This window comes from Campylobacter rectus, from assembly GCF_004803795.1.
Classification (GTDB): Bacteria; Campylobacterota; Campylobacteria; order Campylobacterales; family Campylobacteraceae; genus Campylobacter_A; species Campylobacter_A rectus.
Genome location: NZ_CP012543.1, coordinates 666,918 through 692,898 on the forward strand (window position 1 = coordinate 666,918; position 25,981 = coordinate 692,898).

Annotated in this window: 22 protein-coding genes; 12 read left to right on the forward strand and 10 right to left on the reverse strand. The window is 45.2% G+C overall.

Going from position 1 to position 25,981, the window contains the following annotated elements:
* Window positions 1-67: 67 nt before the first annotated feature.
* From CRECT_RS03270 to CRECT_RS03280, 3 genes are all read left to right on the forward strand, one after another.
* The gene (locus tag CRECT_RS03270; RefSeq protein WP_002944391.1) at window positions 68-1,246 is read left to right on the forward strand and encodes a porin; all 1,179 of its coding nucleotides are present in this window, start codon (window positions 68-70) and stop codon (window positions 1,244-1,246) included.
* A gap of 81 nt (window positions 1,247-1,327) precedes the next feature.
* Window positions 1,328-1,891, forward strand: coding sequence for a c-type cytochrome (locus CRECT_RS03275; RefSeq protein WP_039888000.1), 564 nt, complete (start codon window positions 1,328-1,330; stop codon window positions 1,889-1,891).
* Window positions 1,892-2,070: 179 nt separating this feature from the next.
* A complete protein-coding gene (locus tag CRECT_RS03280; protein ID WP_002944372.1) occupies window positions 2,071-3,264 on the forward strand; it encodes a major outer membrane protein in 1,194 nt (397 codons plus the stop codon).
* Between the two features lie 382 nt (window positions 3,265-3,646).
* Here CRECT_RS03280 and CRECT_RS03285 read toward each other — a convergent pair whose 3' ends face one another.
* From CRECT_RS03285 to CRECT_RS03310, 6 genes are all read right to left on the reverse strand, one after another.
* Complete coding sequence (locus CRECT_RS03285) at window positions 3,647-4,084, reverse strand: Dps family protein (protein WP_002944448.1); 438 nt, start codon at window positions 4,082-4,084, stop codon at window positions 3,647-3,649.
* Window positions 4,085-5,618: 1,534 nt separating this feature from the next.
* Window positions 5,619-6,848, reverse strand: coding sequence for a glucose-6-phosphate isomerase (locus CRECT_RS03290; RefSeq protein ID WP_002944413.1), 1,230 nt, complete (start codon window positions 6,846-6,848; stop codon window positions 5,619-5,621).
* Window positions 6,835-7,668 carry a UTP--glucose-1-phosphate uridylyltransferase GalU gene (galU, locus tag CRECT_RS03295; RefSeq protein ID WP_002944500.1) on the reverse strand — a complete coding sequence of 278 codons (834 nt, stop codon included), beginning with the start codon at window positions 7,666-7,668 and terminating at the stop codon, window positions 6,835-6,837. The genes CRECT_RS03290 and galU overlap by 14 nt, the downstream gene beginning before the upstream one ends.
* Window positions 7,669-8,661: 993 nt before the next feature.
* The gene (locus CRECT_RS03300; protein ID WP_002944399.1) at window positions 8,662-9,846 is read right to left on the reverse strand and encodes a sulfate adenylyltransferase; all 1,185 of its coding nucleotides are present in this window, start codon (window positions 9,844-9,846) and stop codon (window positions 8,662-8,664) included.
* On the reverse strand, window positions 9,824-10,750 hold the full coding sequence (locus CRECT_RS03305; RefSeq protein WP_002944510.1) for a response regulator: 927 nt from the start codon (window positions 10,748-10,750) through the stop codon (window positions 9,824-9,826). Before CRECT_RS03305 ends, CRECT_RS03300 begins: the two co-directional genes overlap by 23 nt.
* 18 nt (window positions 10,751-10,768) lie before the next feature.
* The gene (locus CRECT_RS03310) at window positions 10,769-11,899 is read right to left on the reverse strand and encodes a bifunctional 2-C-methyl-D-erythritol 4-phosphate cytidylyltransferase/2-C-methyl-D-erythritol 2,4-cyclodiphosphate synthase (RefSeq protein ID WP_002944411.1); all 1,131 of its coding nucleotides are present in this window, start codon (window positions 11,897-11,899) and stop codon (window positions 10,769-10,771) included.
* A 99-nt stretch (window positions 11,900-11,998) separates the two neighbouring features.
* Between CRECT_RS03310 and thiC the strand changes: the two genes are divergently transcribed.
* From thiC to CRECT_RS03340, 7 genes are all read left to right on the forward strand, one after another.
* Complete coding sequence (thiC, locus tag CRECT_RS03315; RefSeq protein ID WP_002944498.1) at window positions 11,999-13,333, forward strand: phosphomethylpyrimidine synthase ThiC; 1,335 nt, start codon at window positions 11,999-12,001, stop codon at window positions 13,331-13,333.
* Complete coding sequence (locus tag CRECT_RS03320) at window positions 13,323-14,423, forward strand: Mrp/NBP35 family ATP-binding protein (RefSeq protein ID WP_002944402.1); 1,101 nt, start codon at window positions 13,323-13,325, stop codon at window positions 14,421-14,423. Before thiC ends, CRECT_RS03320 begins: the two co-directional genes overlap by 11 nt.
* Before the next feature lie 86 nt (window positions 14,424-14,509).
* Complete coding sequence (locus CRECT_RS03325) at window positions 14,510-14,776, forward strand: ACT domain-containing protein (protein ID WP_002944456.1); 267 nt, start codon at window positions 14,510-14,512, stop codon at window positions 14,774-14,776.
* Window positions 14,777-14,785: 9 nt separating this feature from the next.
* Complete coding sequence (locus CRECT_RS03330) at window positions 14,786-16,123, forward strand: PFL family protein (protein ID WP_002944335.1); 1,338 nt, start codon at window positions 14,786-14,788, stop codon at window positions 16,121-16,123.
* Between the two features lie 97 nt (window positions 16,124-16,220).
* A complete protein-coding gene (locus CRECT_RS12480) occupies window positions 16,221-16,352 on the forward strand; it encodes a winged helix-turn-helix domain-containing protein (protein ID WP_227932180.1) in 132 nt (43 codons plus the stop codon).
* A gap of 81 nt (window positions 16,353-16,433) precedes the next feature.
* Window positions 16,434-17,150, forward strand: coding sequence for an HrgA protein (locus CRECT_RS03335; protein ID WP_227932182.1), 717 nt, complete (start codon window positions 16,434-16,436; stop codon window positions 17,148-17,150).
* Window positions 17,151-17,907: 757 nt separating this feature from the next.
* On the forward strand, window positions 17,908-18,990 hold the full coding sequence (locus CRECT_RS03340; RefSeq protein ID WP_002944339.1) for a Fic family protein: 1,083 nt from the start codon (window positions 17,908-17,910) through the stop codon (window positions 18,988-18,990).
* A 131-nt stretch (window positions 18,991-19,121) separates the two neighbouring features.
* Here the strand turns inward: CRECT_RS03340 and CRECT_RS12485 are convergent, their stop codons facing one another.
* From CRECT_RS12485 to CRECT_RS03365, 4 genes are all read right to left on the reverse strand, one after another.
* Window positions 19,122-20,108, reverse strand: a complete 987-nt coding sequence (locus tag CRECT_RS12485; RefSeq protein WP_002944406.1) for an alpha/beta hydrolase — start codon at window positions 20,106-20,108, stop codon at window positions 19,122-19,124.
* Entirely contained in the window at window positions 20,105-20,962 is an 858-nt protein-coding gene (locus CRECT_RS03355) for a radical SAM protein (RefSeq protein WP_002944492.1), read from the reverse strand. The genes CRECT_RS12485 and CRECT_RS03355 overlap by 4 nt, the downstream gene beginning before the upstream one ends.
* A 205-nt stretch (window positions 20,963-21,167) precedes the next feature.
* Window positions 21,168-22,235 carry a GGDEF domain-containing protein gene (locus CRECT_RS03360; RefSeq protein ID WP_002944385.1) on the reverse strand — a complete coding sequence of 356 codons (1,068 nt, stop codon included), beginning with the start codon at window positions 22,233-22,235 and terminating at the stop codon, window positions 21,168-21,170.
* Window positions 22,225-23,391, reverse strand: coding sequence for a GGDEF domain-containing protein (locus CRECT_RS03365; protein WP_002944512.1), 1,167 nt, complete (start codon window positions 23,389-23,391; stop codon window positions 22,225-22,227). Before CRECT_RS03365 ends, CRECT_RS03360 begins: the two co-directional genes overlap by 11 nt.
* Before the next feature lie 149 nt (window positions 23,392-23,540).
* On the opposite strand from CRECT_RS03365, the gene CRECT_RS03370 reads away from it, so the two are divergent.
* Window positions 23,541-25,130, forward strand: a complete 1,590-nt coding sequence (locus CRECT_RS03370; protein WP_002944370.1) for an ABC-F family ATP-binding cassette domain-containing protein — start codon at window positions 23,541-23,543, stop codon at window positions 25,128-25,130.
* 376 nt (window positions 25,131-25,506) lie between these two features.
* Window positions 25,507-25,701 carry a hypothetical protein gene (locus tag CRECT_RS03375; protein ID WP_002944414.1) on the forward strand — a complete coding sequence of 65 codons (195 nt, stop codon included), beginning with the start codon at window positions 25,507-25,509 and terminating at the stop codon, window positions 25,699-25,701.
* Window positions 25,702-25,981 lie beyond the last annotated feature (280 nt).

Genomic DNA, 25,981 nt, shown 5'->3' on the forward strand with positions numbered 1-25,981 from the left:
TATTAAGCTTACCGCGCCTTGTTTTGTGCTAAAATTATGCCCATAAAACTTTTACAAAGGAGAACTTATGAAACTTGCTAAAATTTCTTTAGCTGCTTTGGTTGCGCTCGGCGCTTTCTCTACTTTAAATGCTACTCCGCTTGAAGAAGCTATTAAAGATGTGGATTTTTCAGGGTTTGCAAGGTATCGATATACCGGTAATAAACTAAACGTAAATGACAAAAAAGAGACGAAAGCAAATCACAATTTCAGATTTGTAGGTACGTTTAAGGCTGCGCTTGATGACAATTTCTTTGGCGTTTTGGGCCTAAGATACGCTGCAAGTGACGGTTCCGGATATAATAACGACTTTACAAATACTACAAGTTCATTTGGCGTAAGAGAGTTTTATCTCGGCTATAAGGCGGGCAATACTACCGTAACCGCAGGTAAGCAATTTGCCGGTACATATTTTGAAGGTGACTTGGTTGCAACCGGTTTGAGGGTTCAAAATACCGATGTTTCAGGTCTTACTTTAGTAGGTGTCGCATTTGATGCTCTTGAAACCGATAAAATCGATTACGACGGTAAGTTATTATCAGGCGTAGCCGGCTCAAGAACTCTTAACTACTACGGCCTAGGCGCAATGGGAAGCTATGATCCAGTAAATTTCAAAGCTTGGTGGGCGTATCTTGAAGATACTGCAAACTTATTTGCGGCGGACGTGGCTTTGAAATTCGACTTTGACGCCGTAAAACTAGGATTGCAAGGACAATACGTTCATAACGAATCAAAAGATGACGATAACTATGGCGATGCAAATTTCTTCGCAACCAAAGGTAACGTAGGATTTTTCGGAGTTAATTTAAATGCCGGTTATATCCACTATAAGGCAAAAGAGAATAAATTGTCTTTTGTAACTGTTGAAGACAACGGCAAGCTAATCAACCCGGCTAAACTTCTTAACTCCGTAATGAACGGTAGCGCTCAATACTACAATAATATCAAAGATAAAAACGACTATTGGTTTATCGGCGCAGCATACAAATTTGACAAATTTGGCCTATTTGCCAACTATATCGACGGTAAAGGCTACAGCTGGGCACGCAAAAAAAGAATCGATAGAGACGAGTGGAATATCGGAGGCAATTATGCTTACAGCAAAAAGCTTAACTTCTCTACATTCTATGCGGCAACTAAAGAAAAAGACGGAGATTACAAAAATAAACACGATCGTATAAGATTTGAGGCTAAATATAGCTTCTAATCAAAAAAGCTCATTTTATGTTATAATCCCAAGCAAATTCCCTTTTGCTTGGGATTTTTAAATTTATCAAAAAGGTTTTTTATGAAATTTATGCATTTTTCGCTTTTAGCGTGTTTTTTTGCTTTTTCCTTGAATGCCGCCGACGAACCCAGTTATATATTTGAGGCAAAAGGCGAATTTGCAAAAGAGTTAAAAAGCTTAGTCGAAAAATATTCTAAAGACGAAAATATAAGCATAAACGTTTATGAAAAAGCTCCCGAAACTGATAGCGGCGGTAAATTTTTAAACATCGGCGTGGATAGCAAAAGAAGATATAGCGTAGAAAAAGGACGCGAGCTATATGCTAAAAATTGCGCCTCTTGCCACGGCGAGGATGGAAACAAAAGGGCTTACGGCGTATCCGAAAAGCTGACTAAAGTAAGTGCAGAGAGCATAGAAGCCGCTTTTTCAGGCTATTTGAATGATACTGATTATGGCGGAAGTATGAGAAATTTAATGAAATCGGTCGCCTCAAAAACAACTTATAGCGATCTGGGAGCGATCATCGCCTTTTTAAAAGGCAAAGATGCGTTGCAATACAAAGGAAGAGAGCAGGAAAATTCGGATATTTCCACTACCCCTACACAAGGAAGCTATTTAAAATAATCAAATTTACCGAGCCAAATTTGACCCAATGCCCTAAAATAATTTACAAATTTGACCCCTTATAATATATTTTGGTAAATGCTCGGTAATATTTGCCGAAAAATCTAACTTTTTAAGCTTACCAAAGGTTATATTATGCTAGTATTTCAAGATATTTAATCTTATTTGAGGAGAAAATAATGAAAATTGCTAAAATTTCATTGGCAGCTTTGGTTGCACTAGGTGCTTTCTCAACCGTAGCGAGTGCTACGCCGCTTGAAGAAGCTATTAAGAATGTAGATCTTTCAGGATATGCAAGATATAGATATAATAATATCACCGTCAAAAAAAATAACGGTGAAAAAGATAACACGACCGCACATCACCAATTTAAATCCGAATTTTCTTTCAAGGCCGCGCTTGACGATAATTTCTACGGCGTGTTAAGCTTGAGATATAACGCCAAAGACAGCTCGGCTCATAATGCTGACGGTAACAAGGACAACACAAACACTACAAGTACGTTTAACGTAAAAGAATTTTACCTAGGATATAAAGTAGGTAACACTACGATAACTGCCGGTAAGCAAACCGTAGGCTCATTCTTTACCGACGATGTTGTTGGCACAGGTCTTAGGGTGACAAATCAAGATATTACAGGTTTAACTCTTGCCGCGATTGCATTTGACGCTCTTGAAAACGGTTCAGAAACCGATAACGGCTTGCCTGACGCGGTAAGAAACGCGGCATTTGCCGAAAATCTTTACGGAGTCGCAGCTATAGGCTCATACGATCCTGTAAGTTTCCAACTATGGTATGCTAGCCTAATCGACATAGTTAATCTTATAGCAGCTGATGTGAACCTTAGCTTTAACATATCCGATGACGTAAATCTCGGCGCTCAAATTCAATACGGACATGCCGATATAGATAATAAAGTCGGTCCTGATTTCAAAGATACCGATTTTTATGCTACCGAGCTTAGCGCAGAAGTATTTGGCGCTGACCTAGCTGCCGGCTATATCGGGTATAAGGTTCATGACAAAGCCGCCGGCCTTATAACTCTAGAAGACCAAGGTTCGTTTATCGAGGTCGGCGAGATAAAATCAGCGCTTGACTATACCGCTCTTGAGGGTAGAGGTAGCTTCTGGTTCTTGAAAGCGGGATATACTTTTGCTGAGAAATTTAAAATAGACGGCGATTACTCTAACGGTAAAGTTAAAGATGCTAAAGGCGATAAAGAAAAGTATCAAGAATACGTAGCAAGACTAACTTACGACTACAGTGCTAAGCTTAAGTTCTCAAGCTTTTATGCATATGAGATCAATAAGCATCAAGACAATTCAAAAGACAAGACTAAACAGCTAAGATTCCAAGCTAAATACACATTCTAATTTAAATATCTCGGGTTTATCCCGAGATATCCTTTTTGCATAGATTGCATACTTTTTCTATTTTACTATCTAAATTTTAAACATAATAATTCGTCAAACTGGGTCTATATCGCTGCGTATAGCATAATCGGCTAAAGCTAGATGCGCTTTAAATTTAGGATTTTTTGGCATCCGATAAAATATCCTTGAGCAAAAACACATTTTAAATTTAGTCTGGTTTTATTGCCGTCTTGATATCTTGTAATCCAAAATGCAAACAATCGTTGGTTTTTATATTTTTTTGAATTTAAAAAATTAATAATTAAAAATCTTTATAAAAAATGAAGCTTAAAAATAAGAAAAAGTGAAATTTGAGAGAAAAGCGGGGCTTTCGCCCCGTAAATTATGCCAAGGTAGCTTTTAGCATCCAGATAGCTTTTTCGTATTTGGCGATTTTATCTTGCGCCATAGCTACGGTTGTGCTATCTTTTGCTTTGTCCGCGACTTCTTCCAGCTTTTTAAATTCACCCAAAAGGTGCTCATACTCGCCCAAAATTCCATTTAATACTTCGGTAGGAGTATAGCTGCCTTTGTTGTCGATTTTCGGGTGAGCCAGCTTGTTTAGCTCCTCCGGTTTCGTGACGGCTTTACCGCCTAGCTGTATGGCGCGCTCCGCAGCATCGTCGAATATCTCCGCCATATCTTCATAGGCTTTTTCGGTGTATTCGTGCACGCTAAAAAACTGAATACCTTTTACATTCCAGTGATAGTCGTGAAATTTGATAAATAACGCGTGAGCGTCGGCCTGGATTTGATTTAACTGAGTAACAACTTTTGACATTTTGTCTCCTTTGATTCGATTTGTTGTCGGAATTATATAACTAGCTAGCTTAAAAGAAAATAATTTGCAATCAATAAAAATTATTATCTGATAAAACAAGTTTTTGTAAAATTTGCTCCGCATTTGATCAATCTAATTAAATTATTTGCTGTGCGCCGCAATCGGAAATTTAAAATAAACAAAATATGGATGAATGCGGTAGCGGTTTTATGGGTCGGCTCAAAAAATTCGTATTATAAAAATGCGGACAAAGTAGCTATTAAAATTTATCTCGAAAGCTCCGCGCTATTTTTGCTTGGTCGTTTTTTACGCATTAGTTTTATTATCTTATTTTGCAGACGGTCGGCTTTTTGGCGTAAAGATTAAAGGCGGTGGCGTAGAGGGAGGCGTTTCATATAAAATCATCGCTTAAATTTACGCTTGTAAACACTCCTAAAAGCAGTGCCTCTTAATCATCAGAGCGCAAGGTTTATTTGCTACTAGCTCTAAGGCAAAAAAGTAGCGAAATTTAATCGGCGGCCAATTTTAGCCTGCAAAACGGCGATTTTGACTGATCGATCATTTTACATATCTTTACGCCAAACGTCAAATTTGCGCAAAATGTTTAATCTAAAAACTCAAATTTAATAACTAAATGCCGTTTTTGTATCATCTTAAGTTTCAAAAAGGGGTAAATTTTTAAACTGTCGCCCCGCAAATTTTAAAACAAATCTTTTTAAAATCGTCTATGATATCCCCGATAGAAGCGAGCTGTGATAGACATAAATAATATAGAGCCGGGTAAGGGCCGAAAATCATACATAAAATATACGTATCGGTTTTATTTCGATAAAGAAAATGCGATTTTGCAGATGTAAAAGGTCAAGGCTAAAACCTTGTATAAATAATTTTATGCCAAATACGATAAAGAAAAAGTATAAAAATTAAAACTTAGGCTTAAATTTAAAGAAATGCAAATTTGAAATTTTGATGCTGCCGATAGCGAGTCGCTTCGGCGAATCGGTGCCGTTATGCTAAATCGCGATAAATTTTGCAAAAATTTCGGCGCCGACTCTGCCTGTTGTGCGCTTTTGATGAAATAATAATGTCGGCAAATTTGATTGAATTTGCTATCGCGCCAAAATATTTTACGGATACGGTCGGGAGCAAAAAAGTAAAAGATTTATAAAATTTGCCGTCAAAAAATCAAAAGAGATAAGCGGGGATTTCAGTAAATTTGCTTGCAGATTCGTATGTTAAGCGCATTGATTCGTTTTGCAGGCGATCAGCCGTATTGATAGATAAAAATCTTTTAAATTTGCCGATAAATTCTATTACCCCGCCTAATCGTAAAATAAATTTAATGTCGCCTTATCTAGGCAAATTTATCGCCCGTCAGCGCGCTAATATCGGCAAGCGTGCGTTGATTACGCTCGATATTTGCCCGAGATGCCGCAAGGTCGCGTCGATAGTTTGTAAATTTACGGGTTTGCGGCTTTTTCTCCATAGTCCTAAAGCCTGCGTTGCTTTTGCGCTCAGGCCTTATTTTTCGACCTTATTTGCCCGCCGTTAGCATCGTCTTTAGTATGCGTTTGCCGACTTCGACGCCGGGCTGGTCGTAGGTGTTTATGCCTAGCATAATGCCCGTAGCCGACGTGAGAAGCTCGAAATAATAAATCAAAAATCCCGCACTCGCTTCATCCAGCCGCTCAAGCTCGATGACGTCCGTGCTGATGCCTTCTTGTACCAGCGCATGAGTCGTGGCGCCGCACTGAGCATTTATTAGCTCGCCCAGACTTAGCCCGTTTACGAAGTCGCAGCCCTCAAGTCCGTTTAGGCTTAGGTTCGGTACCGCCGCATCTGCATCCGCAAGCGCCACCTTGATAAAGCTTACCGTTTTATCTTTTACTCCGTCCATAATCAGCTGCAAAAAGCTATGCTGGTCGCGCGAGCCAATCAGCCCCACCGGCGTTAGGCCGTAGCGTTTGTAGCCCTTTTTCTTGCCCAGACTCTCCGCCCATAGCTGCACATACCAGTCGTTAAACTCTAAAAATCTATCGCCATAGCTAAAAACGACGTTGATTTTAGCGTTTTTGTGCGTCGCGTAGTGGTAGGCCTTTTGCAGTAGCGTATCGTCGCCGTCCTCTAAAAATCGCCTCTTACATGCCCGCGCGCCCTCCAGCAGCGCCGCCGCGTCGTATCCGCACAGCATCAGCGGCACGAGTCCGATCGCGCTAAGTACGCTAAATCTACCGCCGACGTTTTTGGGGATGTTAAAAAATTTGACGCCGTTTTGCCTGGCGTAGACCTCCAACGGCGAGGCGGGATCGGTGATGACGATAAAGTTTTTGCTCAAATTTGGCGAGTCAAAGCGCGCTAAAATACACTTAAAAAGCGTGATCGTCTCGATCGTGGTGCCCGATTTTGACGAGACGACAAAAAGCGTCTCGTCAAATTTGATGCTAGCGCAAACGCGCTCGAAGCTAAAGGCGTCCACGTTATCGAGAAAATAAAGCTCTCGCTCGCGGCTCCTTTTTGCGCCAGGTAGCATCGTTTTTAGCGCTTTTACGCCTAGACTGCTGCCGCCGATACCTACCAGTACGACGCTTTTTATATGCGAGAGGGTAGCTTCAAATTCGGCGATTTCGCCGAGCAAATTTGCCCCGATCTCGGGCAGGTGATAGTAGCCGATCTTGCCGCCTTTTAGCTCGTCGTTCATACGCTCGGCGTAAGATGCGATCGTGGTTATGGGTGTGCGCTCAAAAAACAGCTCATTTTTTAGCATTTTTGCCTAGCTCGTAGAAGAAATTGGTCGCCTGCACGAATCCCTCGACGCTGCCGCAATCAAAGCGCTTGCCTTTAAATTTATACGCCAGCACCATGCCGCCTTTGGCCTGCTCTTTTAGCGCATCGGTGATCTGCACTTCGCCGTTTTTGCCGGGCTTGGTGTGCTCTAAAATCGTAAAGATGTCGGGCGTGAGGATGTAGCGGCCGATAACGGCTAGGTTGCTCGGAGCTTCCTTGGGATCCGGTTTTTCGACCATATCGCTCACCATCAGTAGGTCGTCCTCGATCGCGCGGCCCGTGACTATGCCGTAGTTTTTGCTCTGCTCGATCGGCACCTCCATCACGGCGACGATAGAGCAGCGGTATTTCTCGTAGATTTTTACCATTTGAGCCAGCACGCCTTCGCCCTCTTCGTTGATGCAGAGGTCATCGGCCAGCACCACGCCAAAGGGCTCGTCTCGCACGAGGACTTTGCCTGTGTGGATCGCGTTACCAAGCCCTCGCATACTCTCTTGACGCGTGAATGAAAACGTGCAGCTCGCCATCAGCTCTCTAATCTCGATGAGCAGGTGCTCTTTGTTCGTGCCAGAGATTTGATGCTCGAGCTCGTAGCTGATGTCGAAATAATCCTCCAGCGCGCGCTTGCCGCGACCCGTGATGAAGGCCATATTTTTCATACCCGCTTCCAGCGCCTCATCCACGCCGTAGTGAATGAGCGGCTTTGTGAGGATCGGCAGCATCTCCTTTGGCAACGATTTGGTCGCGGGCAAAAATCTAGTGCCGTAGCCCGCAGCCGGAAATAAACAAGTCTGTATCATAAATTTTCCTTTAAATTTTACGGATTATAGCGAATTTCGACTTATTTCAAGTATTAGAGTGAAGTCCCGGCGTATAAATTTGAAGTTAAATTTAAAAGCGTGGGCAAATTTGGTAAATTTGCGAGTTAAGTTAAATTTGACGCATCCTGACCTGCACCTTGAAAATGCAAAATTTAAATTGGTTAAATTTGGCTCCATCTTGTTTTTGTGTTAAAGAGGCTATGCTCCGCTAGCAGTTGCGGTTTGAAACAAAATAGCTCCTCGTCCCCTCTTTTTTATCCCGCTCTCTTTGTGATACGCGAAGTTACCGCGCTATGCACGGGTTTAAATTCGGCTTTGTTATGCCGAACGGTTTTAGAATTTACTTTGAGATAAATTTGTAAATTTGTTTCTAAACTCCAAGGCGCTTTGCTTGGCAATAAGCAAAGCTATGTCGCAACCGTAAAATCATCGCCAGCTCTATGCTCGCTCTATGCTTGCAACTCTCAAAGAGAGTGCCGGCAGAGCGTAATTTAGTCCCATATAATAAACTTCAAACGGTTGCTTTTACGCAAACAAGCCAAAACACTAAAATACAAAACTCTAAATTTGACCGAATCAAATTTAGAGTTTTTGCGGTGCGGATCTCGGTAAGTAAAATTTGAAGCCGAAATTTATAAATTTGAGCGTAAAAAATTTAGGCGCAGTATCGCGAGACGGACTTAAATGTCTTGTTTTTCTTGCGGTCGCGAGCGCTAGCAGAAGCGAAGAAATTTTTGATTGAAGATAGAGCGTATAGTTTATCGAGGAAGTTTTTTACAACTGCGAGCGTAGCGAAGTAAAGCTACGCAAGAAGCGCTCGCGAAACGAGCCCTAAAAAAATCAAGGAGCCGTATTTCGCGTTTAGACGAAGCGACGGCAAACGAGGCTATGGGGCGGATCGGTCGTCCGCAACCAAAGCCGAATGAGCCGATAACGACATATAGTGGAAGAAGACAAGCCTTAAAAGCAAATTTAAGTCAGCGACGTCGTCTGATAAAGCTTCATCAAATTTTCGTAAAACTCCCTTTCGGTCTGCTTTTCGAGCAGTCCGTTGCTAGGGAAAAGATCGTCGCAAAGCTTTTGGATATTTTCAAATCGGTTCGGAAAAAGCTCGCTCAGTATCATCGCCGAGATATCGCGCCGCATAAGGATCGCAGGCGGCAAGATGCCCGCTAGCAGCAGGGTTTTTAGCGTCCCGGCGTGGTATTTGATGTGGTGATGCTGGCCGTGCGGGCAGGTCTTGGTGCTAACTAGCGTTTTGCATTCGTTGCAATAAACAAGCTCCGGCAGCACGACGACCTCCAAATTTAGATCGTTTTTGTAGCGCTCCAGCACCGTATGAACGACGTTGTGATCGTAAAACATCCCGATGCCCGCGTGATTTTGCCCGACTACGAGCTTGCCCGCGCCCAGCCTATGCGCCGCGATGCACTCCAGCGTCGGATTTAGGTGCGAGCTAAAGAGATTTGAGTTCTCAAAAGGCACGATGATCAGGCGATTTTTGGGGATGTAGTTTTGGATAAAATACTCCAGCACGCTTTTTTTGAGCGCGAAGCTCATCATCTCGTCCGCGCCGTGACTTTTTAGCAAAAACAAAAGCACCAAATCAGCCTTATCGATCGTCATCCTGATTAGGCGTTCGTGCGCGCGGTTAAAGGGCTCGGCGGTGAGCATGATCGCCGAGATTTTGCGGACGTTTTGCTCTCTTTTGACGGCATTGATCAGCTTTTTTACTTCGCTTAACTTGTCGTTATATATCTTTATCTTGCCGCTAAGGGCCAGCTCGCCGCTTTGGCTTTGTTGCGCGGAAGCGGCTTCGTTGGCGCGAAAAATATTTTGCGATTTTTTTTCGGAGTTAAATTTAAAAACCTCGCCGACCTCGATGTGTCCGACAACCTTGCCTCCGTTTAAAAGCTCGATATGCTCGCCTTTTGCGGCGTTTCTTATCGTCTCTTGATTTTTCTTGCCGTATGGTGCGAATACGAAAGTATAAGGCATCGGCTCGCCCGCTAAAAAGCCCGTCTCGTAAATCTCGTTCGCTTCTTTTTCATTCATCAGGCGGTTAAATTTGCTAAAAATTTGATTTTCTATGAGCTCCAGCGCGCCAAGCGCCTCGTCGTTTATCAGTATCGCGTTATTTTTTCTTGACGACGTCATATTTTTTCCTCTTTTCCCAAAGCGATTTTCGCGAAATGCCAAGCTTTTTGCTAAGTTCGGTGTCGGGGTATTTATCCTGATAATTTACGATGATATGCTTGATGTAGTCGTCGATCGTCAAAATTTCGTCGATTTGAAAATTTTTCTCATCGCTGGCGATATTTAGCGTCTCTAGCGACGTTTCTTCGTTTTGATTAGTCGAGCTTACGATGAGCTTTCGTTTTGCGGCGAGCTCGACTATCTGGTTTTTCGCCTCTTGTCGTAAAATTTGAAAATTTGAAAAATACAAAAGCGTGTGCGGGTTTGCCGCGGCGATAGCCGATACGTCGGTGCCGGGCTCGAGCGGGACGTATTTGAAGCTCAAATTTAGCGCCTTTGCATATTCGAAAACGAAGTTGTCGGCGTTTATCATTTTGTTGCACTTGATGAGAAGCGGTAGCTTTATTCGCTTAAAGTCGAAATTTAGCGCCGAGACGGCCTTGAAATGATAATTTAGGTAGTCCTGATAGGTCTTTATAAATGTTTGCAGCCGCCTAAACTCCTCGAAATGCTTGATCTTTCGCACCAGCTCCTCTATCATAAACGGCTTTTGTATGTAGTCGCTAGCGCCCGCTTTTATCGGGATCGAGACGGTGTCGTTGCTGATATACGTGATGAGCAGGATGACGACGGAGTCTTTAAATTTATGTATGATTTTTTGCGTATCGTCGCCTGCAAATGCGCTAGAAAGCAGCACTACGTCAAAGTGCGCATCCTTGTCGCCCTCTTTTATCCTCTCCGCTGGCTCGCTTTTTATCGCCTCCGCCGCGCTTCTTGCTATCTCGCACCCATAGCCTAAATTTTCCAGCTTCGAGGCGATGCTTTGGGCCAGGTAGATTTCGTTTTCTATTATTAAAACTCTCATTTTTTTACTTTCGTCGTTTTATTTTTGCGTCCAGTCGTAAATTTTTAGACTCGCCGACGCCGTAGCCGCGATACCTTCGCCTCGCCCCGTAAAGCCCAGTTTCTCGGTCGTAGTGGCCTTTACGTTTATGCGGCTCGGGGTCAAATTTAGCGCGCTAGCTATGTTTGCCTCCATCGCCGATTTAAATTTACCAAGCTTAGGTTGCTCGGTGATGACGGTGATATCGGCGTTAATAAGCTCAAATCCAACGCTTCGCACAAGATTATATGCTTCTTTTAGTAACAGCGCCGAGTCCGCGCCCTTAAATTTATCGTCGGTGTCGGGAAAATGCTCGCCTATATCGCCGAGCCCGGCCGCTCCCAGTATCGCGTCGATGAGCGCGTGGATGGCCACGTCGCCGTCGGAGTGGGCCTTTAAATTTCTTTCAAAAGGGATTTTTTCGCCGCCGATTGTTACGAAACTTCCCTCTTTTCTCTCTTCTTCAAAGGCGTGCACGTCAAAACCGTTTCCGACGTAAATTTCGCTTGAGGGCGCGCCAAGGCCGCAAATTTTGGCTAGATCGTCTTTAAACGTAATTTTTCTCGCGTTTTCGTCGCCTTGCACGTACCAAATTTTACCGCCTGCAGCCGCTATCGCCGAGCTATCGTCGGTATAAATTTGACCTGATTCGAGCGCGCTTTTTAGCATCGCCGTGCGCGAGAGCTGCGGAGTTTGGATGAGTTTGATCTGCTCTCTATCGACGACGCCCGCGCCTAGATAAACGGTATCGGGCACTTTTAGCGCAGGCACGACGCAGTCGGCGTTTTGGATGCCGCTCATTATGCGCGAGAAAAGCTCTGCGCTAATCATCGGACGAGCGATGTCGCTAACCAAAACAAATTCGCTTTGAACAAGCTTAAGAGCATTTTTTAGGCTCTCTTGACGCGTCGCGCCGCCCTTTACGAAGCGGTACGACGGGGCAAATTTGCTCATATATTTTCCCTCGTTTGAGGCGACGATTATCTCTTTAAAGGCATAGTGCGAGCTTAAATTTTTAGCCGCAAAGAGCCATAGCGGATCGCTTCCGACGCGCAACCATTGCTTTTTAACGGGCATTTCAAAACGGCTGGAGCTTCCGGCTCCGAGCATTATCAGCGTAACGTCTAGCAAAATTTCTCCTTTGGCGAAGTGTTACGATATTATACATCCTAAAAGCTTGTTTTTATCTTTTTTGAGTAAGATTAGAACTAAAATTTTAAGGAGCGAAACATGAAAGAATTTCGGGTCAAATTTGACTCCGCCGACAAAACTCCGACGCAGATGTACTACGCTAAAAAAGGCGTTATAACGCCCGAGATGAACTACGTAGCGCAAGCTGAAATGCTAGATCCCGAGCTCGTTAGAAGCGAGGTCGCCGCAGGCAAGATGATAATCCCCGCCAACATCCATCACGAAAATTTGCTCCCGATGGCGATCGGCAGAGAAGCAAAAACCAAAATCAACGCAAATATCGGCAACTCAAGCCTAAGTAGCGATATCTGCGCCGAGCTTGAAAAGCTACAAATTTGCCTAAAATACGGCGCCGACACGGTCATGGATCTAAGCACTGGCGGCGATTTGGATGCGATTAGAAGCGCCATAATCGCAAATTCGACTGTCCCCATAGGCACCGTGCCGATGTATCAGATCATCCACGATATAAAAGAGGTCGAAAATTTGAAGGCGGCGGACATCCTAAAAACGCTTGAAAAGCAGGCTCGCCAGGGCGTTAGCTACTTTACGATACATGCGGGCTTTTTGCTCAAATTTATGCCGCTGGTCGCAAAACGCAAGATGGGTATCGTTAGCCGCGGCGGTAGCCTAACTGCTAGCTGGATGATGCACCATCATAAAGAAAACCCGTTTTACGAGGCCTTTGACGATATTTTAGAAATTTGCGCCGCTCACGACGTCGCGCTGTCTCTTGGCGACGGGCTGCGTCCGGGCTGCCTATACGACGCGACCGACGAGGCTCAGCTTAGCGAGCTGCGGGTTTTAGGCGAGCTAACGCTGCGCGCATGGGAGAAAAACGTACAGGTGATGATCGAGGGGCCGGGTCATATTCCTTTAAACCAAATAGAGTATAATATGAAAATCGAACGCGAGCTGTGCCACGGCGCGCCTTTTTACGTGCTAGGACCGCTGCCTACGGATATCGGCGCGGGGTATGATCACATCACTTCGGCTATCGGCGGGACGATGGCGGCCTTTTACGGAGCCTCGATGCTGTGCTACGTGACGCCTAAAGAGCACCTTGGTTTGCCAAACGCAAACGATGTGAGAGAAGGCATCGTAGCGCACAAGATCGCCGCTCACGCAGCCGACGTCGCGCTAGGTAAAGCAGGCGCGATAGAGCGCGATCACGCGATGAGCGACGCTAGATACGCTTTTGACTGGAACAAGCAGTTTGAGCTAAGCCTAGATCCCGAAAGGGCGCGCGAGCTACACGATGAGAGCTTGCCGCAAGAGTCGTTTAAAAAGGCGGAATTTTGCTCGATGTGCGGGCCGAAATTTTGCGCGTATAAAATTTCAAAAAATCTAACGAAGGAGAAAAATGCTAACTAAAGAAGAGGTCTTAAATAGACTAAAAGGCGTGATATATCCGGGCTTTGAAAAAGATATCGTGAGCTTTGGATTCGTAAAAAACGTCGAAATCGGCGAGAAAATTTTAATCGAGGTCGAGATCGTAAGCTCAAATCCGGACGTAGCAAACGAGCTGCGAACCGACATAAAGCGTGTGATGGGCTCAAACGAGTGCGTCATAAACATCATCCAACCAAAAATCCCCGAGGAAAAAAGCAACACTCAAAGCGGTAAAAACATCGCTCCGCAGATTAAAAATTTCGTAATGGTAAGCTCGGGCAAAGGCGGCGTGGGTAAGAGCACTACGACGCTAAATTTAGCTATCTCGATGGCAAAGCTAGGCAAAAAAGTAGGCATCCTAGATGCCGATATCTACGGTCCAAACATCCCTAGAATGCTCGGCGAAGTAGGCACGCAGCCTCAAGTCATCGGCAACAAGCTAAAACCGATCCTGACTCACGGCGTCGAGATGATGAGTATGGGCGTGCTAATGGAAGAAGGTATGAGCCTCATCTGGCGCGGCTCGATGATAATGAAAGCTATCGAGCAGCTGCTAAAAGACGTATTTTGGAGCGAGCTGGACGTATTGTTCCTCGATATGCCTCCGGGAACGGGCGACGCACAGCTAACTCTAGCTCAAAGCGTACCGGTGACTGCGGGCGTGTGTGTCACGACGCCGCAAGTGGTAGCGCTAGATGATAGCAAACGCGCGCTAGATATGTTTGAGAAGCTTCACATCCCGATCGCCGGCATCGTAGAAAACATGAGCGGATTTATCTGCCCTGAAAGCGGCAAGGAGTATGATATATTTGGCAAAGGCACGACCGAGGAAGTAGCAAAAGCCTACGGTACCGAAGTGTTAGCCCAGATCCCTATCGAGCCTGCCGTTAGAGTCGGCGGCGACAGCGGCAAGCCGGTGAGCTTTTACGAGCCAAACTCGGTCACGGCTAAACGCTACGAAAAAGCGGCGGCTAGGCTGTGGGAGATAATCGAAAATATCAACGATGAGGGCGGCGCGGACAACTCCTCGATCCAGCCCGTGATGGACGGCAAGAGCGCTTGCTCTAACTGAAATTTTAAAATTTAAAGCCCGAATTTGAGCGAATTTGATCAAATTCGGGCCAAACCTGCAAATTTACAAATTTAGGAGAACGACAAATGAAAGCGATCGTAACGGTGATCGGTAAGGACAAGGTTGGCATTGTAGCGGGCGTTTCGGCTAAGCTAGCACAGCTTGGGCTAAACATAGACGACATTAGCCAGACGGTTTTGGATGAGTTTTTTACGATGATGGCGGTGGTTTCCAGCGACGAAAAGCAGGACTTCACGGCTCTACGCGAGGAGCTAAACGAGCTTGGCGAAAAGCTAAAAGTTAAAATCAACATCCAAAGCTCGGCGATCTTTGACGCCATGCACAACATCTAAGGCGCGCAGATGGACATCAAAAACGTAACCGAAACGATCGCGATGATCGAGGAGCAAAATTTCGACATCCGCACGATCACGATGGGTATCAGCCTGCTTGACTGTATCGATCCAGATATCGACAAGGCGGCGGAGAAAATTTATGCAAAAATCACCGATAAAGCGCGCGATCTGGTAAAGGTCGGCAATGAAATTTCAGCAGAGCTCGGTATCCCGATCGTAAATAAGCGCGTCTGCGTAACGCCTATCGCCATCATCGGCGCGGCGACGGATGCCGCAGACTACGTGCCGCTTGCTAGAGCGATGGACGAGGCGGCGCAAAAGGTCGGTATCGACTTTATCGGCGGCTTTTCGGCGCTAGTGCAAAAGGGCTACGCAAAGGGCGATAAAATTTTAATCGACTCCATCCCCGCCGCACTCGCCGCGACGCAGAAGGTCTGCTCGTCGGTAAATATCGGCTCGACCAAAACGGGCATAAATATGAGCGCGGTCGCCGACATGGGGCGCGTGATCAAAGAGACGGCGCGACTTTCCGATCTTGGCGCCGCTAAACTCGTCGTATTTGCCAACGCCGTCGAGGATAATCCCTTCATGGCGGGTGCATTTCACGGCGTGGGCGAGGCCGAAGTCGTCATAAACGTGGGCGTATCGGGCCCCGGCGTCGTTAAGCGCGCGCTTGAGAAGGTGCGCCAAGCGAGCTTTGACGTGGTCGCAGAAACCGTGAAAAAGACGGCGTTTAAGATCACGCGCATCGGACAGCTCGTCGGACAAATGGCGTCCGAGCGCCTAGGCGTGAAATTTGGCATCGTTGATCTCTCGCTGGCTCCGACTCCGGCGGTGGGCGATTCGGTCGCGCGCGTGCTTGAGGAGATGGGGCTAGAGCGCGTCGGCACGCACGGCACGACGGCTGCGCTTGCGCTGCTAAACGATGCGGTCAAAAAGGGCGGAGTGATGGCGTGCAACCAAGTAGGCGGGCTTAGCGGCGCGTTTATCCCCGTCTCCGAAGACGAGGGCATGATCGCCGCGGTGCGCGCAGGCTCGCTAAATTTGGAAAAGCTTGAAGCGATGACCGCGATCTGCTCGGTGGGGCTCGATATGATCGCGATCCCCGAGGATACGCCCGAGCAGACGATCGCCGCGATCATAGCCGACGAGGCCGCGATCGGCGTGATAAATCAAAAAACGACCGCCGTGCGCATAATCCCAAAGGGCAAAGAGGGCGACACGCTGGAGTTTGGCGGGCTTCTGGGCAGCGCGCCCGTGATGAGCGTAAATAAAAACTCATCGGCAGACTTCATCGCCCGCGGCGGCCAGATACCGGCTCCTATTCATAGTTTTAAAAACTAAATTTGCAAAGTCCGCTATGAGCGTAAACGGCGGACTTTGGAGTTAAATTTTGTTGTTAAGATAAATTTTGACGATCGATAAATATAAAAGAAATTTTATGACTGCGCTCGAAGTAGCCAAAAAAGTTTTAGAAATCAAAAAGCAACCGCTAAATCCGAATAGAATTTATAAAATAGCCGATGAACTTGATCTTACAAAAGAGCTAAATTTAAGCGGCAAAACGCCGTGAGATAGTTTTTCGGCTCAAATTTACTCGGATTTAAAAGAAAATGATAATTCTATTTTTGAAAAAATTTCCGAAAAACCGATTTTGATAAAATTAAAAAGTCAAAATTTAAGTTTTAGCGACGCCGTAAGCGATACAAAGCAAGTTAAAAACGCATTTGACGAGCGCGATTTGTATCCGCTTTTGGCAAGCTTTGTCGAGCTTAGTCCGAATTTCAACGCCAGAGTCAAAACGATCTTTCACGAAAGCAGCCTAAAAAGCAAAAAAGGACGCGATAAATGGCTTTATCCCGACATCGTCGGCGTTAGCTTCGAGCATGAAAGCTATGAGGATAGCGTGCTAAATTTCGCAGCTAAATTCGTAAAAATACCGCTTAAAATTTACTCGTTTGAAATGAAAAAATATTTAAGCATAGCAAATTTAAGAGAGTATTATTTCCAGGCCGTTAGCAACTCCAGCTGGGCGAACGAGGGCTATTTGGTCGCTTTAGATATCGATGAGAGCGACGAGGAGCTAATGGAGCTGATCGGCAGCCTAAACTCAAGCTTTGGTATAGGCGTTTTGAGCCTAGATAGCGAGAATTTAGCACAGAGCAGGATCTTGGCTCAGCCGAAATTTAGGGCGAATTTAGACTTTAATATCATAAATGAGCTTTGCAAGAAAAATCCGCATTTTAATAAATTTCTAGAAACGGTAAAAGACTACGACAGCAAAAATAAAAAGCGCTTTGACGGCGAATTCGATCGAATTTTGACGGATGACGAAATGCAAAAATATCTAAAAAATAAAAAGATAGTATAAATTTACCGCCATTCCGGCACTCGCGGCATCCATCGACCGGATCTGCTCGCGCGCGATGCGGATGCGGGTTTATTTACCTACCAAAACCACGCCATATACATCGCAAACTAAAAAACATACTCGCGCTAAGAGTATCCAAAGCGGCGGCATAAGGCCTAAAATCGGCAGCGAGAACGCGCACGGCGATATTTACGAGGACACTTGCCGTCTAGCCTTGCGGCACCGGGATTTTTTGGAATTTTCTCCGCAAATACGCAATATCCGACCGCAAAGTGCGTTATCATCGCGTAGTTAAACGCGTCTCGCAAACTCGCAGATCGCAGCATTTGGATCGGCGACACCTAAGTAATCTCTCAAAAATACATACGGCGGATTTAAGAAATTCCTCAAACAGCTAATCTAATCAGCCGCTCCGACGAGGCCGTGGCCGCAAGCGGCGTCGGACGTATCTCGCAAACCGTGCGGCGGCAAAAACTCCCGACCTCATTTGACAAAGCCGACATAATGCCGACAGGAATGTCTAACAATGCGGCCAAACCGAAACGCTCTTTAGTTTGCGAATTTGTCATTAAAACATCCTAAAAATAAGTGCGTATTTTTTGGCTTTAATTAACATTAACTATCTTAAATTTTATACAAAAATTTAAGATACGGTTATAACGGATAAATCGCGCAAAGTCATTCATAAAAATTTTTAAACCTAAATTTTAATTCTTTTTTGCTAAACTAACCCAGTCAAAAAAGTGCAGGCGAAACAATGACCCAAAAAATAGAATTTATACCCCAAGAGCTTCCGCTGGATTTTAAGCCTACCGAGCAAATTTATAAAGCGCTAAATAGAGCCTCAAGAAAACTCGGCGAACTAAACGGCTTTATAAAAACCATTCCAAACCATAATATTTTGATAAATTCTCTCGTATTGCAAGAGGCAAAAGATTCAAGCGCGATCGAAAACATTATCACGACGCACGATGAGCTATTTTTAGCGCAAATAGACGAAACCAAAATCGCACAAAGCGCAAAAGAGGTTATGAACTACGAAAACGCCTTAAAAAAAGGCTACTCGCTTATAAAAAAAGATAATCTATTCTTAACTCGTCATATACTGGAGATTCAAAAACGCTTGCAGCGTAGTAACGCCGGATTTCGCACCCAAAGCGGAACTATGCTTAAAAATCCCGCCACGGGCGAGATAAAACATATACCGCCGCAACACATAGACGATATAAATAGATTGATGGCAAATTTAGAAAAGTACATAAACGATGACTTGGACGGGCTTGATCCGTTAATTAGACTAGCAGTGATCCACTATCAGTTTGAAACCATACATCCGTTTTACGACGGAAACGGTAGAACCGGACGCATCATAAACGTCTTATATCTAACGCACAAAAAGCTGCTTGATCTGCCGATTTTATATCTAAGCGCCTATATCATAAAAAACAAATCCAGATACTACGAACTTTTAGAAAACGTAAGCAAAAACGGCAAATGGAGCGAATGGATAGAGTATATGCTAAACGGTATAGAGCGCACCGCAGAGGCGTCCGTCACGCTCATAAAAGAGATAGACGACGCTATGCGTAAATTTAGCGAGCTTTTGCAGACAAAACAGCGCGGCATATACGGCAAAGACTTTGTGGAACTGCTTTTTTCATATCCTTATACGAAGATAGAATCGGTAGAGAAAAAACTAAATATCTCTAGGCAAACCGCTTCTAAATATCTTAAAATTTGCGAAAAATTAGGAGCGTTTAGATGCATAAAGCTCGGTCGTATAAATTACTTTGTAAATTTAAAGTTGTTTGAAATATTGCAACGCGGACTAGTACTATAACGCACAAGATCCTACAATATGTTAATAAAATACTAAATTTTTAACATATCGGCGGCAATGCGTTAAAAATTTTAGGATTTTTTAACATATTTTATGCGATTTGCAAAGCGTTAAGCGAGTGAAAATGCACCTTACTCGCCAAGCTTCTGCGCTAATTTTTCCCAAAGCTCGCTTAGGCCTAAGATATCGTTGTGGCTGGCGTTTAGCTCATAAATTTTATCTCCGGATTTTAGAAATTTAAGCAACCTGCGCGAGTTATCCACGCCGATTAACTCGTCATACTCGCCGTGAAATATCGTCACCGGCCCGCCAAAACCGCCGACAAATTCAAAAGTAGGGATTTTGTATTTGATCAAAAATTTAGGCACAAAGGGCATTTTCTCTCTCGCCAGCTCCTCCAAGCTAAAATAAGGCGCGATCAAAATCAGCCGCTTGGCGCCGTATTTCTGCGCCGCGCGTGCCGCCAGCCCGCTGCCTAACGAGTAGCCTACTACCGCGATCTCGCCCGCGTCACAGTCTCGCAAAACCCACTGCATCATCGCGTCCGCATCCGCGTAAAGCCGCTCTTGCGAGCCTATCTCGCCGCCGCTCTTGCCGTAGCCTCGGTAGTCAAACAGGTAAAAATCATAGCCCAAATCGGTAAAATATCGCGCATACTTGCCCCAACCTTGCAGATTGCCGGCGTTACCGTGGAAAAATATCGCCGCGCCCTTTTTACCGCACATTTTACCGCCCCGCCCTTGTGATGCCTGGACGTCTCGCTCGTTTTGAGGGATTTGTTCGCCGTCCGAGCTTTGCCTCGTCCGCTCGCTTTTGGTTCGCTCGCCGTTTTTATCGCTAGTTTTTATTTCTTGCGCGCCCGTTTTATTCGGCTCGCTGCGCACGTCGCCGTAAATTTGCCCGCCGTCCTTGCTATCTGCTAAAAATTTTAGCCCGCTTATCCACGTGCCCTCCGCGTCCAATCTTATCTCCTCAAACGGCCGATCAAAGCTAAAATCATAGTTTGGCTCAAGCTTGCTCGGGAAAAATATTAGCCTCTCTTGAAAAAAATAAAGCAGCGCCAAAAGCGCGATATATAGGACCAAAACCACTATACAAAGCCGCAAAATTACGTTCATCTTCGCCTTTCAAATTTACCTGCGCAGGACTTTCTCTGTCCGAAAAATATCCTAACCCTCTCGCCGCTCTCGCTTCCGAATTTCTCCCGCGCCGCAAGCCTGATCTCATCCGCTAGCCGCTCAAAATAGTCGTCCTCGCCGAAAAGATAAATTTGCTTATAAAGCGGCAAAAGCGCGGGGAAATTTCGCCCGATGAAGGATAAAATTTTATATCTAAAATTCGGATAGAGATTTAGCCTATCGAACCAAATTTCATCCGCCGCGTCGCCGTAGCGGGACATGATATCAAAAACGGGCGTGATCTGCGGAAAAATCGGCGCGACGAAGATATAGGTTTTCACTCCCGCGGCGCGTAGCTTTTTTATCGCTGCGATCCTTGCGGCTACGGAGCTTGCGCGAGGCTCCAGCGTGCGGCGCAAGCTTTCGTCTATCACGCTCAAACTCACGCTCACTCGGACGTTTGGCATGGTTTGCAGCAAATCCATATCGCGTGTTACGAGGCTTGATTTGGTTAAAATTTGCAGGTTTATATCCGAGCCCGCAAGCGCCTCAAGGACTTTGCGCGTAGCTCCAAATCGCGCCTCGTACGAGTTGTAGCAGTCCGTAACCGAGCTCATAAATACGCGTTCGCCGCCGTGCAAGCCCGCAAATTTAACTAGGCTCGCCGCATCAAAATCCTTCACGTCCAAAAACTCGCCCCAGGCCTCCTCGTGCCCGGTGACGCCGCGCATAAACTCGGCGTAACAGTAGATACAACCGTGCGGGCAACCTACGTACGGGTTGATCGCGTAGCCTCCGCTGCCGATTTTGGAGCGCGAGAGGATATTTTTGGCGCGGATTTTTGCGATTTGCATTTGATTTTGCCTTTGATTGCCCGGATTTTAGGGAAGATTTTAGCGAAAATTTATACGGCAGGCTCTAAATTTAGATAAATTCGAGCTGCTAAAAAGACTTTATCGTAGATTTTAAACGCGAGAAATTTTGCTTTTTGCGGTTAAATTTGAGCTCGTCAAATTTCACTTTATGCGCTAAAATTTAACTCAAATCAACAAGTAAAATTTACGACATCTTGTCGTCAAAAGTCTGCGCAACGACTTTGTTTTTGCCGCTCTTTTTGCCGTTGTAAAGCAAAATATCGGCCTGCTTTATCGCAGCCTCGACGTCTTTTAGGGCTTTTGGATTAAAATTAACCAGCCCGAAAGTCGCAGACGTTTTTGCGCTTTTACCGTCAAATTTTAGCTCCGTTTCGGCGATCTTGCGCCTGATACGCTCGAAAATCCGCCGCGAGTTTTCTAAATTTATCCCGGATAAAAATATCAAAAACTCCTCCCCGCCCCAGCGATACACCAGATCGCCCTCGCGCAGGCTGTTTTTGATCGTAAGCGCCACAGTCTTTAGCGCCTCATCGCCAAAAGCGTGGCCGTAGGTGTCGTTTAGCTTTTTAAAGTCGTCGATGTCACACAACACAACGCTAACCTCCTTTTCCAGGAGATTTATGTGTGGCGAGACTTGCACGTGAAAGGCGTTTCTGTTTAAAAGTCCCGTGAGCGGGTCTTTGTTGGCTAGCTCGTTTAGGCTTTCTTGGCGCTCGAGCATATCTTGGCGTATCTTCGCGCTAAAGGTTTTAACGAAATCCACGACCAAAATGACGATAACGGCAATGACGATAGCGAAATTTAAAAAATAAAAACACTCCGCTCTTTCGCCGGCGAGCTCCGGCGGGGTCTTTGCGTAAAAATACAAAAACAGATACGCCGCGCCTTGAACGTAAGCGAAAAAGTTGTTTACGCCCTTAGTCGCAAGGCTTGAGAAAAACACGATGGACATAACTCCTAAGATGATATTTTGAAATCCGTAATCCCAGCCTAAAATCAGCGCGCAGATAAAAGCGTGTGCGAATATCTCGATCCTCACGGCCATTATCGCGCGAGCGGACGTTTTTAGATCTCTCGTAAAGTATGCGCAAGCGGCGTAAAGAATAGTGCTAAAGATGTTTAAAAGAACCAAAAAAGACTGGTTTATGTAGATAAACAGCACCAAATACAATACGTGAAAGAGCCCCAGCACCACAAACATCGCGCGAAGCTTGACGTAAAAGTCGTATTTGGTAAAGAGATTAAGCAGCATCGCCGTATCCTTTAAAATTTATGCGGTTTTTGCCGCTCCTTTTGCCCTCGTACAAAAGCTCGTCCGCAACGTCCGCCATCTCGCCCAGCGTCGTTACTCGCGCGTTATCAAACATTGCGGCGCCAAAGGTTATGCCTATTTTTTTACCGTCCGGAGAGCTTAGAGTATTTACTTTTTTAAGCGCTCTTTTTAGTATCGCTTGCGCCGAAATTTCGTCATTTACCAAGGCTAAAAGCAAAAACTCCTCTCCGCCCCAGCGGCATACGATATCCTTTTCGTCGCGCGAGTTTTCGCGTAAAATCCGCCCGATAGCCCTTATCGTCTCGTCTCCCGTTTTATGCCCGAACGTATCGTTTATAGCCTTAAAATCGTCTATGTCGCCGAGCGCGACAAGCACCTTTTGGTGCGGAAAATGCGCGGCTATCTCGTCAAACTGCTCCTGTGCGTATCGGCGGTTATCAAGACCTGTTAAAAAGTCAAATTTGGACGCGGACTCGAGCTTGTCGTTTTGCAGGGCCAGCTCGTTTATGCTCTTGGCATAAACCGAGTTTAGCGTGCTTGTGCGACGCAAAAACGATACGAATATACATATAAATACCGTAATAAACACGACATGGTCATAGGGGCTCAAATTTACGACGCCGAAATTTTCTCTAAAAAGATATAAAAGCACATAGGCGACGGCTTCAAGGATGATGACGGTAAGGACGGTGCGGTTTTTGCCGATAAAAATCAAATAACTAGTCGCGATACCCCAGATGAGAAAATTTTCGCATCCGCAGTTCCAACCGTATAAAATTACGCCGAAAATTCCATGAAATATAACGACGGCATGAATATAATTCGCAACGAATTGGTAATTGTTTTCGTATCTAAGATTTATATAGGCGCTAAGTGCGGCTAAAAAAATATAAACGGCTAAATATCTAGTCGGTATACCGGCATACGCCGCAAAAATCGTAAAAAAAATCTGCGCACAGGTAAAAAATCTAAACAGCGGGATAGTGATCGCTGCAAGTGCCGTCTGCTCGGCACTTTGTTCAAATTTTGCCATCTGCGCCCTAGTTTTTAGCTCTTTAAATTTACTATCTTTTTCCTCGCGTCGCCGCTCGATCTGCGGCTCTTTTTGCGAGACTTCTTGTGTCGTTTCGGACATAAGTATAAAAACTCCGTTTCTCTAAAATTCAAATCATTTTATCACATTTTTGTTTAAAATAGTTTTTGTCCTTTCGCAAACGTTTATACTGATTTTAAACGATTTTTTGGCACAATCGGGGATTTTAAAAGTAAAATTTAAGGATAAATATGCTTGAAGTAAAAAATTTGTTGATGAGATTTAACGTGCAGCTACTCTTTGAGGACGTAAATTTAAAGCTCACGCGCGGCAACCGTTACGGACTCATCGGCGCAAACGGCGCGGGAAAATCGACGTTTCTAAAAATCCTTGCAGGCGAGATAGAGGCAAACAGCGGCGAGATCGTCATCGAAAATGGGCTAAGGGTGGGCGTGCTAGGACAAGATCAGTTCGCGTTTGAAAACTTTAGCGTCAAGGACGCCGTGCTATACGGCAACAAACGCCTCTATGACGCAGTCAAAGAAAAAGAAAAACTCTATATGAGTGAAGAATTCACAGATGCCGTAAATGACCGCCTAGCGCAGCTTGAGATGATAAACGCAGAGGAGGATCCTAGCTACGAGTATGAGGTGCGCATCGAAAAAATCCTAAGCTCGCTTGGCTTTAGCGACTTTGAAAAGCCGATGAGCGAGGTCGAAAACTCGGATAAATTTAAAGTCCTGCTCGCTCAAGTGCTATTTCCAAAGCCGGATATACTATTTCTCGACGAGCCCACCAACAACCTTGATATCGATAGCATAAAGTGGCTGGAAAACGAGCTGAACCGCCACGAGGGCACGATGGTGCTAATCAGCCACGACCGCCACTTCTTAAACGCGGTTTGCACGCACATCCTAGACGTGGATTTTAAGAAAATCAGGCAGTTTGCGGGCAACTACGACGACTGGTACATCGCCTCGACGCTCGTAGCCAAACAGCACGAGATGGAGCGCGACAAAAAGCTAAAAGAAAAAGAGGAGTTGGAGAAATTTATCGCACGATTCTCGGCAAACGCAAGCAAAGCCCGCCAAGCCACGAGCCGCCAAAAGCAGCTAAACAAACTCGACATCGAGGAGATCAAGGTATCAAGCAGACGCGATCCTAGCATACTTTTCCGCACCAAACGCGACATCGGCAACGAGATCCTGGAAGTGCGCGGCATCAGTAAAACATACGACAAGGTTTTGTTTGAAAATTTTAGCTTCAAACTCGAAAAGAACGACAAAGTCGCCATCATCGGCGCAAACGGCGTAGGCAAAAGCACGCTGGCTAAAATCATCATCGGCGAGGTCGCTCCGGATAGCGGCGACGTGCACGTGGGCGCGACGATAGAGCCTAGCTATTTCGCGCAGGACACGACAAACAAAATCACCGGCGAGCTGAGGCTCTACGAGTGGCTGCAAGACGAAAACAACAAGGACCTGGACGAGATCCGCAAGTGCCTGGGCAGGATGCTATTTAGCGGCGCCGAGCAGGAAAAATCAGTCGGCAGCCTAAGCGGCGGCGAGAAACACCGCCTGATGCTAAGCCGCCTGATGCTAGAGCGCGGCAACCTGCTCGTGCTAGACGAGCCAAACAACCACCTAGACCTCGAAGCCATCATCGCTCTAGGCGAGGCGCTGTATAAATTCGTCGGCAACGTCATCTGCGTGAGCCACGACAGGGAGCTCATCGACGCCTTCGCTAACCGCATCATCCACCTCAAAGGAAACGGCGAGGTCGTCGATTTTAAGGGAACCTTTGAGGAATACGCCGCGATGAACGAGGGAGCGACGGCTTAAATTTTGATTTTAGTTTTTGATTTGGCGGGCAAATTTGACGTCCGCCGAATTTAAGCGGCAAATTTAACTCGGTTTGACTTACTTAAATTTGAATAAATTTTTGTCGCTTATCTTTTTTAGCAGCTGTTTAAATTTGCTCGCAAAGGTTCGTGCTACGAAAATGCCGACATATTTTTCAATTTTACTGCTGCATATTGTTTCTTAAGAATGAGATAAATATTTCTATGATAATATTTATCCATATCATTCACTACTGTGAAAAAATAGCTCAATATAAAAGCAAATAGATGCGAATGTAGCAGTATGAGGAGCGAATGCTAATGAGAGAAGTTATTTTAAATAATTTACTACAAAAAACGATGAACTGATAGTAAATATGGTAAAAGAGGCGGGCAAGCTGGTTAAAAATTTTATCGAGATGTCAAAAAGCGACCCCATTTTTAAGGATTATTACCGCGATTTTACCGACGTCGGCGTACAAATTTTTAAAATCCACGAAAAACTACACGCCGATTTTGCAGAACTAAAAGAGTGCGAAGGGATAAAGGCGCTAAAAGAGCATAAAGAATAAATTTCAACCGAATTTAAATCTCTCAAATTCCTTTTTAGGGGGACAAGGACTTCTGATTACACCCTGCCGACATATGCAAAGCAGCCCCCCCCCCGCAAGAATTCCCACCCCACACCACGAAAGAAACTGCCGTGTTTCGCGCAGATTTAAATTTGCCTTAATAAATTTGAATAAATTTTTAAATTTGACGCTCCGAGACCAGAACCTTTAAGGGCTAAAATTTGGCTTCATCAAATTTTAGCCCTATGTATTTTGACTTCTCAAAAATTTAAGCTTTTTC

Coding starts and splice junctions, on each gene's coding strand:
- CRECT_RS03270 (WP_002944391.1), top strand. CDS start 68: ATGAAACTTGCTAAAATTTCTTTAGCTGCTTTGGTTGCGCTCGGCGCT.
- CRECT_RS03275 (WP_039888000.1), top strand. CDS start 1,328: ATGAAATTTATGCATTTTTCGCTTTTAGCGTGTTTTTTTGCTTTTTCC.
- CRECT_RS03280 (WP_002944372.1), top strand. CDS start 2,071: ATGAAAATTGCTAAAATTTCATTGGCAGCTTTGGTTGCACTAGGTGCT.
- CRECT_RS03285 (WP_002944448.1), bottom strand. CDS start 4,084: ATGTCAAAAGTTGTTACTCAGTTAAATCAAATCCAGGCCGACGCTCAC.
- CRECT_RS03290 (WP_002944413.1), bottom strand. CDS start 6,848: ATGCTAAAAAATGAGCTGTTTTTTGAGCGCACACCCATAACCACGATC.
- galU (WP_002944500.1), bottom strand. CDS start 7,668: ATGATACAGACTTGTTTATTTCCGGCTGCGGGCTACGGCACTAGATTT.
- CRECT_RS03300 (WP_002944399.1), bottom strand. CDS start 9,846: ATGACGTCGTCAAGAAAAAATAACGCGATACTGATAAACGACGAGGCG.
- CRECT_RS03305 (WP_002944510.1), bottom strand. CDS start 10,750: ATGAGAGTTTTAATAATAGAAAACGAAATCTACCTGGCCCAAAGCATC.
- thiC (WP_002944498.1), top strand. CDS start 11,999: ATGAAAGAATTTCGGGTCAAATTTGACTCCGCCGACAAAACTCCGACG.
- CRECT_RS03320 (WP_002944402.1), top strand. CDS start 13,323: ATGCTAACTAAAGAAGAGGTCTTAAATAGACTAAAAGGCGTGATATAT.
- CRECT_RS03325 (WP_002944456.1), top strand. CDS start 14,510: ATGAAAGCGATCGTAACGGTGATCGGTAAGGACAAGGTTGGCATTGTA.
- CRECT_RS03330 (WP_002944335.1), top strand. CDS start 14,786: ATGGACATCAAAAACGTAACCGAAACGATCGCGATGATCGAGGAGCAA.
- CRECT_RS12480 (WP_227932180.1), top strand. CDS start 16,221: ATGACTGCGCTCGAAGTAGCCAAAAAAGTTTTAGAAATCAAAAAGCAA.
- CRECT_RS03340 (WP_002944339.1), top strand. CDS start 17,908: ATGACCCAAAAAATAGAATTTATACCCCAAGAGCTTCCGCTGGATTTT.
- CRECT_RS12485 (WP_002944406.1), bottom strand. CDS start 20,108: ATGAACGTAATTTTGCGGCTTTGTATAGTGGTTTTGGTCCTATATATC.
- CRECT_RS03355 (WP_002944492.1), bottom strand. CDS start 20,962: ATGCAAATCGCAAAAATCCGCGCCAAAAATATCCTCTCGCGCTCCAAA.
- CRECT_RS03360 (WP_002944385.1), bottom strand. CDS start 22,235: ATGCTGCTTAATCTCTTTACCAAATACGACTTTTACGTCAAGCTTCGC.
- CRECT_RS03365 (WP_002944512.1), bottom strand. CDS start 23,391: ATGTCCGAAACGACACAAGAAGTCTCGCAAAAAGAGCCGCAGATCGAG.
- CRECT_RS03370 (WP_002944370.1), top strand. CDS start 23,541: ATGCTTGAAGTAAAAAATTTGTTGATGAGATTTAACGTGCAGCTACTC.
- CRECT_RS03375 (WP_002944414.1), top strand. CDS start 25,507: ATGGTAAAAGAGGCGGGCAAGCTGGTTAAAAATTTTATCGAGATGTCA.